Consider the following 15,663-nt stretch of genomic DNA (forward strand, 5'->3'; position numbering starts at 1 on the left):
TCCGCCTATATAACTTCTAACATGTGCTGATAGGATGTTTCCCGGATAAAATAAAAAGAGATAAGGTAAGTTTTGAATTACAAACTTTTTCTTATCTCTTATATGAAATATATTTTTTATATCTTTTAGTATCTCTTTTACAATCTTCGTATTGATCCCTCCTTCCTGACTTACTCATCTTTATACCTAATTACAGGAACTTGCTTTGTTTTTTCACCTCTCTTTTTCTTTTCTAATGCAAAAATCATATTCCCTGTTCTTTCAAAATATCCCATATCTTTATGATAGCTCATACCGCATTTACAATGTAACAGTCCTATAAACTGTTGCTTCATCTTACGATTACATCTTGGACATAAATTTTTCTTCACTGTAGGCAGCTTTCCTTTCTTTATCATCATTTCAATATTATATCACTTTTTACTTAATTCCACCGAATCTTGCATCCTTTTGTTTTCATTATTGCAAATGATCCTACTTTTCATGTGAGAAGATAAACTGAAAAACTTTGTTGGACTTTCTTTTATATATTCCTCTTTTGGCTAAAAGACATATTCCTATAAGCTTTGCTCATTAAGTTTCTCCTTGATTTTATCTTTCTTAGGTGCGTTTTTCACCTTTTCTTTGAATTGATTTAGTTTACCCATTACCGATTCTCTTTTCTTATTCTTTCCGGCAAATTTTTCTACTGCTTCCTTAAACGCCTGCTCCATGACCTTTTCATCCTTTGCCTGAAAGAAGATAATGTTATTTCCTGTAGTAAGATCTTTTTTGATGCTGAATTTTACTCCGTTTTTATTCAGTTCTCTTTTTAAGCCCTTAAAGTCAAGGTCATTTAGTTCTAATGTTTCAACTTTCCCTTTCTTCACCAAATCTTTTACGGTTGTCGGTTTCTTTTCTTCTATAAATTCCTTTAGACTTTTCCCTTTTTTGGCTGCCATATTCAGCACCCCTTTCATAAGGTCTATTACCATTTTAGCTGTCCTTATATTTCCTCTTTCTACAACGGCAATAACCTGTCTGCTTACTTCTTCATTGATCAATATTTCACCTCTCTTATCCATTTATAAAAAACATGCTTACATTCCTATTTCTTTCTTCCTCTTTCACCTTGACAATTCTTTTTAACCAATTTCATATCTTTTCATTTACCAGTAATATAAAAAAGGAGCAGTTTCATTTCTACGCCAAGTTCTGAATCTGCTTCCTATCACTATCATATTAATATTTATTTTCTAAAATATTGTTTTAACAAATATTCCTTATCTGCTTCCACATTAGATTCTATATCAATATCCAAAATATAAAGCACTAACGTAATTGCATCTGCCAATGATTCATTTGAAATAGTTTCTTTCATGCTTTTGCCCCTCAGCTTACATATCAAAACTGACCTTCTCTTCATTCCTTTTCTTTTCAATCATCTTAAACCATTTATCACTGTGCATATCATGATAAACAAGCTGAGTATAAAAGTTGTTCATTGTTGTAGGTGCATTAAAGAGTGTGGCAATCATATATTTCTTTATGTTATGGATTTCTCCAAGATTCTCTGAAAGCTTCCACATTGCATATTCAAGATGACTTGCGTTCAAAGACATAAAACGTTTTTTTATAATGAACTGTGAATACTCTGTTCCTCCAATAACCAATTTATCACGCCTTCCTACTACCATTTCAACGATTATCTGGAACATTTCCTCATAGCGATTATTATATTCTGCATGATATCTGGATGAATATTCATCATAATCAATATTTACCTTAATTTGTTCTATGAGCTTTTCAACCTCACCTTCATCACTATCATATTGTGACTTATCCACTCTAATTTGTTCCCTTATGTTATTGCCGATACCTTGGATCAGATTATGATTAGTCTTATTAAACTCATTTGTCTTTAAATTAGTATTATTAGGTGCGGATTTTTCCACTTCTAAAGTTTGGTTTTTCATGTCTCTTGAAATTGATTTTTTCTCTTTCAAGAGCTTGGGTTTTTCCTTCTCAGAAAAAAAAATTTCACAAACACCTACTTTTTTTAATTGGGATATTTTCAATTTCTTAGTTACAAAGTTCTTCACATAAATAATGTCCGGCTTTCCCTGTCCTCTTCTTTTTTTCTCAATAAGTCCAAAATCAATGAGGTTTTTCAGTGTAGATCTTGCTTTATCAGGGCTGCAATTACACAGAAGCTTCTGAACTGATTCCAATGACCTTATAACATATGTTCTTCCGTATTCATCAACCCATCCATTCTTCTTTGAGAGAGCAACCTGTTCATGTAAAAAACCATACAAAATACATTCTGCCAAACCTAATTCTTCGTAATCAGAGTCTTCAAAAAACACCTTAGGTATCTTCAAAAATCGAAACTGTTCACTTTCCGCACCCGAGTAATAATCGTATTCAAACTTAGCCATAATCAAATACCTCCGTGCTTCTTACGATGGTCTTCAAGGAGTCTTACAATGAGACTCTCTATTTCAGCATCACTCACTTCAGCCGGAAAATATTGCATAATGACCTCATGCTTAATTACCACATTTCTTTCCTTAATACTTGCTACTGAAAGCAGAGCATGAAGTGCTTCCTTAGTACATGACTTTTCTTGCGACAGTTTTTTTATTTGATGAGCTTGGGCTAAAGATGGAACCACATTATCTACTTTTATAACTTCTAAAAGTAAACATTGCTCGTTTGGGCTTATGTATGAAATTTCTACAGCTGGATTGAATTTTAATTTTTTATTGTCTACCATCTCCAATAGCTCGGGAAGCAACTCTGTAAGACGGATATATCTACGTACTTGGTTCTTGCTATCACCTGCTGTTTCTCCAACCTTATTTGCTGACTCCGACTTCCACCCAACTTGGGTGGAAGCTGCTAAGTCTTCTTTCTTACCCTGATGAGACAATGCATCAAGCTTCATCTTGTATGCATACGCCTTTTCACTTGGAAGAATCTCTTCTCTTTGGAGATTAGCATCCACCATAGCAATTACAGCTTCATCGTCTGTCAAATCTCTGATAATAACCGGAACCGTCTCAAGCCCAACTATTTCAGCAGCATGTTTACGCCTATGACCCGATATCACTTCATACCCACCCTTTAGTCTGTTACGAACCATAATCGGTACAAGGATACCATTTTCACGAATACTATCAACTGTCTGTAGCATCTTGTCATCATCCAGTACCTTAAATGGATGATTCTGAAATGGAAATAGATCTCTTATAGAGACTTCCAGTACCTGTCCTGTCTGTTCCTGGTTGATTCCAAATAATGAGTCAAGATTTTTAAGCTGAACCCGTTCAGGAAGAGTTTTCTTAACAGCCATGTTCCATTACCTCCCTTGTTAATTCTTCAAAAGACTTTGCAACCTTGCCTTTGCCATCATGCTTATAGATACTTACTCCAAAAGCAGTACATTCCTTTGCCCTCACCGACTCAGGAATCATAACATCAAAGATTTTTATCTGACTCCCATATGCTTCCCGAAGTTTGCCTATTATGTTCTTCTCATGATTGGTACGAGTATTAACCTTATTTATGACAATTCCTTCGACTTCCAGCTTACGATTAAGTTTTCTCTTCGTTGAACCTATTGATGCAAGAAGCTGTTGTAACCCAGTCATCGAAAGATACGAAGCCTCTACAGGAATGATTACTGAATCAGATGCAGTTAACACATTGATTGTCACCAAGTTAAGGCTAGGTGAACAATCAATTAAAATATAATCATATTTATCCCTTACATTTGATACAAAGGCATCAAGCAGATACTCTCTGCTTAACGCATTCATAATCATATAGTCCATTCCTGCAAGTTTGATATTACATGGCATAATATCCACTCCCTCTTCATTATGCATAATATATTCTGACAGTTCAATCTGTCTCTCCGTTATCTCACGCTCTATGAATGATGCAAGAGTGTTCTCTAATTCATCTGCATTATCAATTCCAAGGCTAGATGTAAGATTACCCTGTGGATCTGCGTCTATAACCATTACCTTCTTTCCATTCATTGCAAGGCCTACACTTAGGTTGCTTGATACAGCGGTCTTGCCCACTCCGCCTTTCTGATTCGCTATTGCGATTACTTTTGACATAACCGTATCCCTCCATTATTATTCTACAGTCTTTGACTCTCTGGCAACTATCTTAGTTTTTTTATCAACATCTGTGAAAACTCGGAAAATCCTATTAGTTCCTTTATTTTTCAATGGCCGTGACTTGCTTATAATCTGATAAATTTTATCTTTCTTCATATGTTCAAGGTAATCCTTAAGTTCATATGTAGCCCCCGAAATTCTTATTTTCAACATATTTTCATTCCTCCTATAATTGGACATAATTTCTGTTTCATTTTGGGAACGGTTATTCTTTGCATCGCATCCACCGCACCTATCGCTGTACAAATTCCCATGTTTTTTCCTCCTAAAGTTTTTTACTAAATTTATTCTAACCATAACAAAAAAGACACTCTCAAAAGATTTCTCTTTTAGAAAGTGTCCTTAATTTTGCAAATATTAATTGACTCCCCAAGATTTAAATGCATTATCATGTATTATCCTGCATTTACTATTGGAACTTTTATGGTACTTTTGTGGTACACAAGCTCTCCTTACCACTCAAAACCCTTGGTTTTTCCAGGGTTTATCACCTACTTGACTTTAATGTCGGGAACAGAAGCACATCTCTGATTGCCGGTGAGTTGGTAAGTAACATTACAAGTCTGTCGATACCGTATCCTATACCTCCTGTAGGCGGCATACCGATCTCAAGTGCATTTAAGAAGTCTTCGTCTGTATGATTTGCCTCCTCATCACCTGCTGCAAATGCCGCTTCCTGTGCCTTAAATCTTTCTCTCTGGTCAATCGGATCATTAAGCTCAGAGTATGCATTTGCCATCTCTCTACCGTAGATAAATAACTCAAATCTCTCAACATACCTCGGATCACCGGGTTTCTTCTTTGTAAGCGGTGACACCTCAATAGGATGATCCATCACAAATGTCGGCTGTATAAGCTTTTCTTCAACAAACTCCTCAAAGAACAGATTAATGATATCACCTCTGGTATGACGCTCTTCAAATTCAATTTTCTTTTCCTTTGCAAGTGCCTTAGCTTCCTTGGTAGTCTCTACTTTGTCAAAGTCTACACCTGAATATTTCTTGATTGCCTCTACCATTGTAGTTCTCTCAAACGGCTTTCCAAGGTCTATCATAGCTTCAGCATAAGGTATTGTAGTACTTCCGCATACGGTCTGTGCCAAATATCTGAACATATTTTCAGTAAGATCCATCATGCCATGATAATCTGTATATGCCTGATAAAGCTCCATCAGTGTAAACTCCGGGTTATGTCTGGTATCTACACCCTCATTTCTAAATACTCTGCCTATCTCATATACTCTCTCAAGACCTCCTACTATAAGTCTCTTCAGGTACAGCTCGAGAGAAATACGAAGCTTTACATCTTCGTCAAGTGCATTGTAATGAGTATTAAAAGGTCTTGCCGCCGCCCCGCCGGCATTACTTACAAGCATAGGTGTCTCAACTTCTATAAAGCCCTGACCGTCCAGAAACTTTCTAATCTCTGTGATAATTCTTGATCTCTTTACAAATGTATCCTTTACATCCTCATTCATTATAAGGTCTACATATCTTTGGCGATATCTTGTATCGGTATCTGTAAGTCCATGAAACTTCTCAGGAAGCGGCTTTAAACTCTTTGAAAGCAATACTACATCTGTGGCATGAATACTTATCTCACCTGTCTGTGTCTTAAATACAGTACCTGTGACACCTACAATATCTCCGATATCAAGCTTTTTAAAAGCCTTGTACTCGTCCTCTCCTACAGAATCCCTTGCTACATATGCCTGTATCTTTCCTGTTAAATCCTGTACATGGCAAAATGACGCTTTACCCATGACACGCTTTGACATAAGCCTACCTGCAATATTGACACTTTTTCCGTCCAGCTTTTCAAAGTTGTCCTTTATATCTGTACTATGTTTGTCTACATCATACTTTGTGATAAAGAACGGATCATTACCTGTCTGCTGCAATTCAGACAACTTGTCTCTTCTTGCTTTTAAAATATGATTTAGATCCTCACTTGTCATTGGTTCATTGCTGTTTGCCATATTTCCTCCTTAAGATACCCTTTGTATTTCCAATACCATATATTCTGATACACCGGCCTGTGTTTCCACTTCTGCCGTCTCTCCGATTTTCTTTCCCAGTAATGCCTTACCCAACGGTGACTCATTGCTTATCTTTCCTGCAAGTGAATCCGCCTCTGTAGAACCTACAATCTTGAAATCAAGTTCTTCATCAAAGTCCTTATCAAGAATCTTCACCTTACAACCGATACCTATTGTATCCAGATCAACTTCATCTTCTACAACCACTTCAGCGTTTTTAAGTAATGCTTCAAGTTGTTCTATTCTTGCTTCTATATCTCTTTGTTCATCCTTGGCAGCATCATATTCTGCATTCTCTGAGAGATCTCCCTGCTCCCTTGCCTCTTTTATCTTTCCGGCTATTTCTTTTCTCTTATTGACCTTCAGATCCTGTAGCTCTTCTTCTAAGTTTTTAAGTCCCTCATAAGTTAATATATGCTTTTTCTCTGCCATATTTCCTCCATTTTGACTTCTACTTCACTCCTGCTTAAGTAAAATTGTCCTTATATTTTTTATTTTGAAGTCAAAACTTTAACTTCAATCTACCAACTCGTTTAAGATTAGAAAAAAACCACTATACCGGCGTATGTGGCGAATTTAATACATAATCTAACTAGTTCCGGAGAATTATACAATGGACTTTGTAAACTGTCAAGTAGTAAATTCTTATATTTTAGGAGTTTATACAGTCCTTATAAACGCCCTGCTTTATTGCAAAAAAAGACAGGCTTGCTCAAGGCCTGTCTTTTAAGTAAGAGGAAATTTCAATATGTGTAACACTGTATATTATCAAATAAGGTTGCTCATGTCTTACTTGATATATATGATAGCTGCCCATATTGTATAGATAACAGCTACCATATCTTAAATTAGGAAAACCTAATATTAAGACCAAATTTAAAACGCAGCTAACTGCTTTCCTGCTGCCTCAAGTGCAGCCTTTGCATCTGCATCCGGTTCAAGGTTTGCTATAATGCCTTCACCACCTATGATATTGGCACCTGCATTCTGCATACGCTCAACCCATAGTCTCATCCATTCTCCATCGCCCCAATCATATGAACCGAATAGAAGAATATTCTTGCCTGATACCTTGCCTTCAATCTCCGATACAAAACTATCCACTGATTCGTCCAACTCCTCAGCTCCCATTGCCGGACATCCGATAGCAAATGCCGGCTGTGCCAGTAATTCATCAACATTTACATTGTCAACATATACCAGCTCAGGTGTACCGCCTGCCGCCTTTACTCCGTCAGCTATCGCATTTGCCATAGCCTCTGTGTTTCCTGTTGAACTCCAATAAACGATAATTGCTTTTTCCATTTTTTTCTCCTTATTTTCTAGACCCAAAACTGTTATCAACAAGCTATATTCTCCAGCTCTCTTCCGGATAAAAACTCACCGATAGCAATCTCTCTGGCCTCATCATAGCTTAAAAATTTTTTTCTGGTCTCTTCCAAGTTGCCATATATTTTCCAATACCCGCTATGCAAATATCTCTCTCCTTTATTTTCAAGAAAGCCCTTTATATCACATATCGGATACCCGAGGAATATGCCTACCTCATGTGGAAATTCTTTCATTCTATTATAAAAGCTATTCATCCTCTGATGCAGTCTGATAAGATTTGATATAAAATCATCTCTCCTATATCCAAACTCTCTCAAATAATTACCGACATCTTTATTCTTGAGATATTCTTCCAGCTCTTTTGCTCTGTACACCATTACCAAATGCCTCTTTTTGCAGGTACAAAGGATAATCAAACTGATATTCGTATTATGTAATTTTATACTTATTCTGGCTAACTCCCTATCATTTAGAAAGAGCATACCGGAAATCCTTTTCCCTTTCAGCACTGCGGCATTTTGAATGATAAGTCTGAGTTCTACACTATTCTCATCATCAGTTGCCAGCCTGTTTACTATCTCAACCGGCATACCTACCTCCGTCTTATTTTTAAAAGGAAATTTATTTCCCTTAGTTAGTACTCCCTAACATTATCATTTTAGATGTAATTTGTCAATAACTTTTTTTATTTTTTTCAAAAAAAATTTTTCAAAAATCTGCACCTGTTTTAAATTTCATTTCCTTGCCCGTCTTTGGATGCTTGAACTCAAGCGCCACAGCTGCCAATGCCGGTACTTTATTGTAATCAAGTTTTTCTTTTATCACTCTCTCATTATACTTGTGATCGCCCAATATAGGAAAGCCATGAGCCGCACACTGAAGCCTTATCTGATGATGCCTGCCTGTAAGCAGATTTATTTTAAGTCTGGTAATATATCTGTCCGCACTGTATTTTGTCTCTATTATCTCATACTCCAATACGGCTTCCTTTGCATCTTCAGTATCTTTTTCTACCACCCTGCTGATATTATTATCTTTCTTTATAAAATCTCTTAATTTACCTCTATTTTCACTTGGAACACCCTCTACAAGTGCTTCATATATCTTTCTTATATTCTTTTTTCTAAGTTCATTACAAAGTATGCCTGTAGCTTTTTTATTCTTTCCATAAACCATTATCCCATATACCGGCTTGTCAAGTCTATGAACCACACCTATATAGCTGTCTTTTCCAAGATGTTTTTTTATAAGACTTACCATATCTTCTTCAAAACCGGAACTTGACTGACTAAAAACCCCTCTGGGCTTTATCACTACTATAATATCATTATCCTCATATAATATCTTTAATGCCATTTACCAATCTTTCCTTTTGTTTCTTCGTTAATTGTTTTATCTCATATTCTCTTTTCATTGCATCCGTCTTATCTTTATATACCTCAAAATATACCAGTTCTACAGGAAGTCTTGCTCCTGTATATTTGGCTCCCTTACCTGAATTATGTGCTTTCAGTCTCTTTATTATATCAAAGCTCCACCCGCAGTACAGGCTGTTGTCATTACAACGCAATAAGTATACAAAGGCTCTTTCTTCTAAAAAAGCAGACAAATCAAAAATCGAATATCCGACTCCCAATTGTCTGCTCTCTACATCTATTTCCATCAAATTACCCAATCAGTAAATTCAGTAGTATCTCTGTTATTCTTTAAGCCGCTTGTATCAATACCGTTTTTCTTCAGTAAATCCTCCATTTGGCTTAATCTTTCATTCAGTATATCAATAGTCTCTGCCAATTTTGAAATATCTGCATTTACCTGTGCAAGCTTATGCTTCTTCTCAACTGCCTGTCCGTTCAGTTTGACCGGCTTTGCAGGTATCCCGACTGCTGTGGAATCGCTCTCTAAAGGCTTAAGAAGCACTGAGTTTGCACCTATAGATGCATTGTCACCTACTTCAAATGAACCTAAAATCTTTGCACCCGCACCTACCATAACATTTTTCCCAAGGGTAGGATGTCTTTTGCCCTTGGCAGTACCTACACCGCCTAAAGTCACACCCTGATACAGTGTACAATTATCCCCGACTACCGCCGTCTCACCTATTACAGTTCCTGCACCATGATCTATCAGCACTCCGGCACCAATCTCGGCTCCCGGGTGAATTTCTATCATTGTAAAAAATCTTGAAACCTGTGATATCCATCTTGCTATAAAGAACATATGCTTTTTATAAAACCAATGTGCAATTCTATGCATAATCAAGGCATGAATACCTTGATATAAAAATAATACTTCAAATGCATTTCTGGCTGCCGGATCTCTCTCTTTTACAGCCTGTACATCTCTCCAAACATCCTTAAAAAACATAATCTCTCCAAAACTTATGAAACTATATAAGACCTAGTTCCTTCATTGACAAATATATTCCGTCCTCCAATACCTTTTTTGCAAAGTATGTGGAATACTCCTCTAATGCCGTATCATGCTCACCAAGTACTATTCTGTTCTTAGCACCACAGGTAAACATAGGCAAATCATTCATGCTGTCCCCAAATACATAAGCATCTTCTAATGCTATACCATAATAGTCAAGTACTTTTAAAACACCTTTACCCTTTGAGCATGGATATGGCACACATTCATAAAATCCTGCACCACGATCTATAATATCAAAATCACTGCATTCGGCAAAGAATGACTTTAAATCACTCCTTGAAAATCTCGGATCATCAAATATACAAAACTTGTCAAAATCATAGTCATCCCTGTCAAACTCACCTACAGAGGGTTCTACAACTGTACTTATTGCATCCAAGGCTCTCTCTGTTATCTCCGGATATATAAAAGGTTTGGCAGGAAAATAAATTCCCTGCCTTGCCTCTAACATACCTTCAACATTGAATTTCTTCAACAGTTTTTTTATTTCAATGCCTCTGTCATGATCTATCCTCTTCTCAAAGACGGTCTTATCTCCAACTACTATCTGTGTACCGCAGCCACATATATAGCCGTCCATTTTAAATCGACTTTTTATATTGCCGATAATACACTCCACTCTACCTGTATTGATAAATGTCAAATGGCCTGCTTCTCTTGCATCTTTTATAGCCTTCAGTGCAGACCTCGGTACCTGTTTGGTCTCATTGTCAATCAAAGTTCCATCTATATCAAAGAACAGTGCTTTCATTATTTAGCAGCCTCGCTACTTTGTGCAGTTGTACTTTCAGCACTTGTTGAACTTTCAGCACCGCTGATTGTCTCACCGTTGACATTTACTGTTGCCGCACTTCTCTTTGCCTTCTCAACCAGGAAACTGACAACCTTGTATGATTTTACAGCTTCTTCAACCTTATCTTTGCCATATTGCTTTATAAGTTCATCTTTACTTATAGTAAGCCCGCTTGCCTCTATAACCTTTTGGTAGTCCTCATCTTTTAAAGACATCTTTTCTTTCTTATAGATTGTATTTAAAGTAACTTCCTGCTTAACAACATTTTCAGCCTGCTCTCTGATCTGCTTCTTTAAGCCTTCTTCATCTGTACCGTAAGCCTGTGCATACTGTGCCATTGTCATACCATACTGACTAATCATACTGTTGATAGGCTCCATAGAGATATCATACTCATAGTCTATGGCCTTATCATTAAGCTTATAGGTTGAATCCTTGATTACAGCTGTTAAAGCATTGTACTCATCCTGTTGCTTTGCACTCTTCTTTTTCTGATCTTCAAGTTTTTTTCTCACTTCAGCTTTATATTCATCAACTGTTTTCTGTGCATTGTTTGTATGTCTGCTTACCCACTCGTCTGTAAGTGTAGCAGGTTTTGAAACTGAAATAGAATTAATTTTTACATCAAATACTACCGCAGCACCTGCCAAATCCTTATTATTATAATCAGACGGGAATGTAAGATTCAGCTGTACATTTTCACCGATATTGTGACCTACAAGTCCGCTCTCAAATCCGTCAATAAAGTTCTTGCTGCCGATAACTAAATCATAGCCTTTTGCACTGCCGCCGTCAAAGGCAACTCCGTCCTTCGTTCCGGTGTAGTCAATGTTTACAGTATCGCCTTCCTGAACGGCTCTGTCTGTTATATTCTCCTTGTCGGGATCCTGCTGCAGTTCTGTATTTATCTGTGATTCCACTTCCTGATCACTTACGGTTGTATCTATATTAGGTATCTCTACACCGATATAATTCCCAAGTTTTACACTGCCGAGGTCACTTGGCTTCTTTGCCTCTGTTTTTGCTTCTGTACTTGCTTCCGTACCGGTTTTTGCCTCAGTACTGCCTGTACTGTCTTTTTTTTCGGCTCCGCAAGCACTCATTGTAGCCAAAACCACCATTCCAATCACAGCTAACTTTCTTAATCTCATAAAATAAAACCTTTCACTTACTTACTCATAAAATGCCTTAAAGGCAAGATATGTATTATATAAATCTAATTTTGATATTACCTCATACGGCGAATGCATAGAAATAACAGGTACACCCAAATCTACTACATCTATATTCATCATCGCAACATACTGTGCAATAGTTCCGCCGCCGCCGGCATCTATGGCACCGAGTTCACCTGTCTGCCAGTGAACATTATGTTCATCCATGATAGAAATGACCTTATTCATAAACTCGGCACTTGCATCTGATGATCCGCTTTTTCCTCTGGCACCTGTATATTTTGTAAGTACACAACCTTTATTCAGATATGCGGAATTGTTCGGTTCATACACATCAGGAAATGTAGGATCAAAAGCCGCATTAACATCTGATGAAAGACAAGCAGACTTTTCACATACTTCTTTCACATCTGCCCTAAAGCACTGTGAAAGATACTCTATATAATCATATACAAAATGAGAATGTAAACCGGTATTACCTACTGAACCTATCTCTTCTTTATCTGCCAAGATTGTAAGTGTAGTATACTTTGGCGATTTTGCTTCCACCTCCGCTATAATTGCAGGGTATGCACACACTCTGTCATCATGACCGTAACCGGCTAAAAGTGAACGGTCAAATCCTACATCCCTTGCCTTTGTTGCAGGGACAAATTCTATCTCGGCTCTTGCAAAATCTCTCTCTGTGATTCCATACATTTGATTTAAAATCTCTAAAGTCTTTAACTTCACACTGTCCTTAATATCATCACTGTTATCAAAAGGCAATGTACCTAAGAAAATATTCAGCTCTTCACCTTTGATTCCCTCTTCAAGAGTTCTTTTATCCTGCTTCTTTGACAGATGTGGAAGCAGATCGCTTATATAAAACACCGGATCTTCTTCGTTTTCACCTACATTTATCTCTACAAAGCTGCCATCTTTTTTAAAGATTACTCCATGCATTGAAAGAGGCATTGTTGCCCACTGATACTTCTTTATTCCACCATAGTAATGTGTCTTAAAGTAAGCTGTCTCACTCTTTTCATACATCGGATTCGGCCTAAGATCAAGTCTCGGAGAGTCTATATGTGCACCGTTGATTCTTATACCCTCGGTAATAGACTCAGTACCGATTGTAGAAGCAAGTACTGCTTTTTTTCTGTTTACTTTATAAATTTTATCTCCCGGTTTATAACTCTTTTTAGGATCAAAAACTGTATAGCCGTTTGCTTCAAGTAAACTTGTAACTTCTTTCACTACTTCTCTCTCAGTCTTAGACTTATTTAAAAAATTCTTATAGCCGTTTGCAAACTCTGCCGCCTTTTCTATCTGATCAGGAGACACCTTGGCTATATGCGGATATTCATATGAAAGTTCTTTTTGCAGAGCTTTTGCTTTACTTTCTGCCACTTTAAACCTCCCCTAGTCTAATTTGATGTCCTTCAACAGTCCGGCTAATGATGTTGATGCAACACCTTTTTCTACATATTTAAATCCTTTTGAGGGATCTTTTTGCTCTGCATTCTCCTCAAGTGCTTTCTTTGAAAGTGAAATCTTTCCATCCTTGATTCCTGTCACTTTTACCTTTACACTCTCACCCTCTTTGAGTACGGCAGCCGGATTCTTCACTCTCTGATTTGAAATCTGTGACACATGCAGTAATCCTGAAATACCGTCCCCAAGGTCAATGAATGCACCATAGTCCTTGATTGAATCCACTTTACCTTCAAGTACATCTCCTACTTTGACACTGTCAAACTTAGCCTGTCTTTCCTTCTTTGCCTCTTCCTTTTCAATCGCTCTGTGGCTAAGAACGAGTTTCTTCTTGGCAGGCTCAGCTGTAATAACTATAACCTCAAGACTCTTACCCAGATACTCATCAAGATTTTCAACATACTGACTTGACAGCTGGCTTGCAGGGATGAATCCCCTTACTTCCTCTAAAAAAGCTATACATCCGCCCTTAACCACTTCTGTGATTTTAACCTTTGAAACTGTCTTCTCAGCCAACATCTTCTCAAAAACTTCCCACTTATTTTCCTGTGGCTCCTCTTTTGTGTCCATATTTTTATATGACTCTTCAAGCTCCTTCTCAAAGTCCTTCATTGTCTCTTCTGCCATATTGACCTCCAAAATTTTTTTTCGTTTTAATACTAGCAATCTTCCTGCTATCTATATATCATAAAACAATAGATAACATTATAACACATCTTTACTACATTTGACTATAGTTGTATAAAAAGATTAGAGGCTCCTCAATTTTGCTTGAGGAGCCTCTGTCAATTTTAAGATTTTATACTATTTTGAAGCTCATTTTAGTAGTTCACAGTCATTCTCTCAAAGTATGCCTGTGGATGAGCACAACATGGACATACTGTAGGAGCCTCTGCACCCTCATGGATATATCCGCAGTTACGGCACTTCCAACCAAGAGGAGCATCTCCCTTGAATGTACCGTTGTTCTTCAAATGCTCAAGAAGCTTAAGATATCTCTTCTCATGGCTTGCCTCTACCTTAGCTACAAGCTCAAACTTCTTTGCAAGCGCCTCGAAGCCTTCTTCTCTTGCTTCTCTTGCCATACGAGCATACATATCTGTCCACTCATAGTTTTCTCCCGCTGCTGCATCTACAAGGTTCTCCTCAGGTGTTCCGATACCGTGGAACTCCTTAAACCACATCTTTGCATGCTCCTTCTCCTGATCTGCTGTCTCAAGGTAAAGAGCTGCCATCTGCTCGTAACCTGCCTTCTTAGCTACTGAAGCGTAATATGTATATTTGTTTCTGGCCTGAGACTCACCTGCAAATGCCTCCATCAAGTTCTTCTCTGTTTTTGTTCCTGCGTATTTTGACATAAAAATTTCCTCCTTAAAATATCAAAAATTACTATAATGTACGAAAGTTATCAAAACAGTTTCAAAATTATACTGCTTTTTTTGAATCTATATAGAGCATTTTTTGATAACATTCCTTACAATAGCCATAAAAAATGAGTGAATGATTTTCAACAATACCGATATCTTCATGTTTAGCCTTCTCATCTAAACCTGCTATAATACCTGTAGGTAAATCAATGAGCTTTGAGCAAGCCTTACATGCAAAATGGTAATGATCTGTGGTATTGTAATCATATCTCTCAATCCCGTTCCTGTCGGATAATTTCTTTATTCGACCTATCTCAGTGAGCAAACTGAGATTTCTATAAACGGTACCTAAGCTAATCTTAGGATCATCTTTTCGTAGTGACTGAAAGAGCATATCAGCTGTAGGATGATCAACTCTAGACTTTAAGTTATCTAAGATAGCCTCCCTTTGTATACTATACTTTAGATCCTTCATGTATATCCCTTTCTAAAAATAAGAATCATTACTGTTTTAGTATATCACCTATTTTTAGAATGTCAAGATAAAAATCAAAATATATCTTGTAAACAGATTATTATTTTATATTACATTTTTAAACTTTTTTCAAGATTGGTTTTAAAAGTTTTTTACAAAAAACAAAAAAGCCTTGTAAAACAAGACTTTTCAGAGCGCGAGACGGGACTCGAACCCGCGACCCCGACCTTGGCAAGGTCGTACTCCACCAACTGAGCCACTCGCGCATATGCTTATTATACCAATGTACCAATCATTTGTAAAGGAAATACTATGAACTTACTCTGTAAGTTCAAGTACGCTATTTTTCTAGGCTCGTACTTCGCTACGCTTGTACTCACCAAGAAAAATATGTGT

General features: G+C 37.1%; 19 protein-coding genes, 1 tRNA gene and 1 pseudogene. All 21 read right to left on the reverse strand.

Annotation, left to right across the window (positions count from 1 at the left end):
* Positions 1-170: 170 nt before the first annotated feature.
* Positions 171-401: a hypothetical protein gene (locus HMPREF0381_RS12665; RefSeq protein ID WP_008752400.1), complete on the reverse strand. Its 231-nt coding sequence runs from the start codon at positions 399-401 to the stop codon at positions 171-173.
* A gap of 156 nt (positions 402-557) precedes the next feature.
* A complete protein-coding gene (locus HMPREF0381_RS12670) occupies positions 558-1,064 on the reverse strand; it encodes a PcfB family protein (RefSeq protein ID WP_008752401.1) in 507 nt (168 codons plus the stop codon).
* A 164-nt stretch (positions 1,065-1,228) separates the two neighbouring features.
* The gene (locus HMPREF0381_RS15610) at positions 1,229-1,360 is read right to left on the reverse strand and encodes a hypothetical protein (protein ID WP_008752402.1); all 132 of its coding nucleotides are present in this window, start codon (positions 1,358-1,360) and stop codon (positions 1,229-1,231) included.
* Positions 1,361-1,376: 16 nt separating this feature from the next.
* On the reverse strand, positions 1,377-2,420 hold the full coding sequence (locus HMPREF0381_RS12675) for a DUF6017 domain-containing protein (protein WP_008752403.1): 1,044 nt from the start codon (positions 2,418-2,420) through the stop codon (positions 1,377-1,379).
* Positions 2,421-2,422: 2 nt separating this feature from the next.
* On the reverse strand, positions 2,423-3,337 hold the full coding sequence (locus tag HMPREF0381_RS12680; protein WP_008752404.1) for a ParB/RepB/Spo0J family partition protein: 915 nt from the start codon (positions 3,335-3,337) through the stop codon (positions 2,423-2,425).
* On the reverse strand, positions 3,327-4,112 hold the full coding sequence (locus HMPREF0381_RS12685; RefSeq protein ID WP_008752405.1) for a ParA family protein: 786 nt from the start codon (positions 4,110-4,112) through the stop codon (positions 3,327-3,329). Before HMPREF0381_RS12685 ends, HMPREF0381_RS12680 begins: the two co-directional genes overlap by 11 nt.
* An 18-nt stretch (positions 4,113-4,130) precedes the next feature.
* The gene (locus tag HMPREF0381_RS12690; RefSeq protein WP_040461463.1) at positions 4,131-4,328 is read right to left on the reverse strand and encodes a hypothetical protein; all 198 of its coding nucleotides are present in this window, start codon (positions 4,326-4,328) and stop codon (positions 4,131-4,133) included.
* A 343-nt stretch (positions 4,329-4,671) separates the two neighbouring features.
* Positions 4,672-6,153: pseudogene (gene lysS / locus HMPREF0381_RS12695) on the reverse strand (lysine--tRNA ligase); the annotation flags it as partial.
* 9 nt (positions 6,154-6,162) lie between these two features.
* Positions 6,163-6,645, reverse strand: coding sequence for a transcription elongation factor GreA (greA, locus tag HMPREF0381_RS12700; RefSeq protein WP_008752408.1), 483 nt, complete (start codon positions 6,643-6,645; stop codon positions 6,163-6,165).
* Between the two features lie 444 nt (positions 6,646-7,089).
* Positions 7,090-7,518, reverse strand: a complete 429-nt coding sequence (locus HMPREF0381_RS12705; RefSeq protein ID WP_008753503.1) for a flavodoxin — start codon at positions 7,516-7,518, stop codon at positions 7,090-7,092.
* Positions 7,519-7,553: 35 nt separating this feature from the next.
* Complete coding sequence (locus tag HMPREF0381_RS12710) at positions 7,554-8,135, reverse strand: DUF3793 family protein (RefSeq protein WP_008752410.1); 582 nt, start codon at positions 8,133-8,135, stop codon at positions 7,554-7,556.
* Between the two features lie 118 nt (positions 8,136-8,253).
* Complete coding sequence (locus tag HMPREF0381_RS12715; RefSeq protein WP_008752411.1) at positions 8,254-8,901, reverse strand: RluA family pseudouridine synthase; 648 nt, start codon at positions 8,899-8,901, stop codon at positions 8,254-8,256.
* A complete protein-coding gene (locus HMPREF0381_RS12720; RefSeq protein ID WP_008752412.1) occupies positions 8,879-9,208 on the reverse strand; it encodes a GIY-YIG nuclease family protein in 330 nt (109 codons plus the stop codon). Before HMPREF0381_RS12720 ends, HMPREF0381_RS12715 begins: the two co-directional genes overlap by 23 nt.
* On the reverse strand, positions 9,208-9,912 hold the full coding sequence (cysE, locus tag HMPREF0381_RS12725) for a serine O-acetyltransferase (protein ID WP_008752413.1): 705 nt from the start codon (positions 9,910-9,912) through the stop codon (positions 9,208-9,210). The genes HMPREF0381_RS12720 and cysE overlap by 1 nt, the downstream gene beginning before the upstream one ends.
* Positions 9,913-9,934: 22 nt before the next feature.
* Complete coding sequence (locus tag HMPREF0381_RS12730; protein WP_008752414.1) at positions 9,935-10,732, reverse strand: HAD-IIB family hydrolase; 798 nt, start codon at positions 10,730-10,732, stop codon at positions 9,935-9,937.
* Positions 10,732-11,925, reverse strand: coding sequence for a trigger factor (tig, locus tag HMPREF0381_RS12735; RefSeq protein ID WP_040461465.1), 1,194 nt, complete (start codon positions 11,923-11,925; stop codon positions 10,732-10,734). Before tig ends, HMPREF0381_RS12730 begins: the two co-directional genes overlap by 1 nt.
* Positions 11,926-11,946: 21 nt before the next feature.
* Entirely contained in the window at positions 11,947-13,341 is a 1,395-nt protein-coding gene (locus tag HMPREF0381_RS12740) for an aminopeptidase (protein WP_008752416.1), read from the reverse strand.
* A 12-nt stretch (positions 13,342-13,353) separates the two neighbouring features.
* Complete coding sequence (locus tag HMPREF0381_RS12745; RefSeq protein ID WP_008752417.1) at positions 13,354-14,052, reverse strand: S1 RNA-binding domain-containing protein; 699 nt, start codon at positions 14,050-14,052, stop codon at positions 13,354-13,356.
* Between the two features lie 194 nt (positions 14,053-14,246).
* Positions 14,247-14,783, reverse strand: a complete 537-nt coding sequence (gene rbr, locus HMPREF0381_RS12750) for a rubrerythrin (RefSeq protein WP_008752418.1) — start codon at positions 14,781-14,783, stop codon at positions 14,247-14,249.
* A 67-nt stretch (positions 14,784-14,850) separates the two neighbouring features.
* Positions 14,851-15,267 (reverse strand): Fur family transcriptional regulator, encoded by a 417-nt coding sequence (locus HMPREF0381_RS12755; protein WP_008752419.1) that lies wholly within the window; start codon positions 15,265-15,267, stop codon positions 14,851-14,853.
* 193 nt (positions 15,268-15,460) lie between these two features.
* Positions 15,461-15,533: transfer RNA gene (locus tag HMPREF0381_RS12760), tRNA-Gly, on the reverse strand.
* Positions 15,534-15,663 lie beyond the last annotated feature (130 nt).

Source organism: Lachnoanaerobaculum saburreum DSM 3986 (genome assembly GCF_000185385.1).
GTDB classification, from domain to species: Bacteria; Bacillota; Clostridia; order Lachnospirales; family Lachnospiraceae; genus Lachnoanaerobaculum; species Lachnoanaerobaculum saburreum.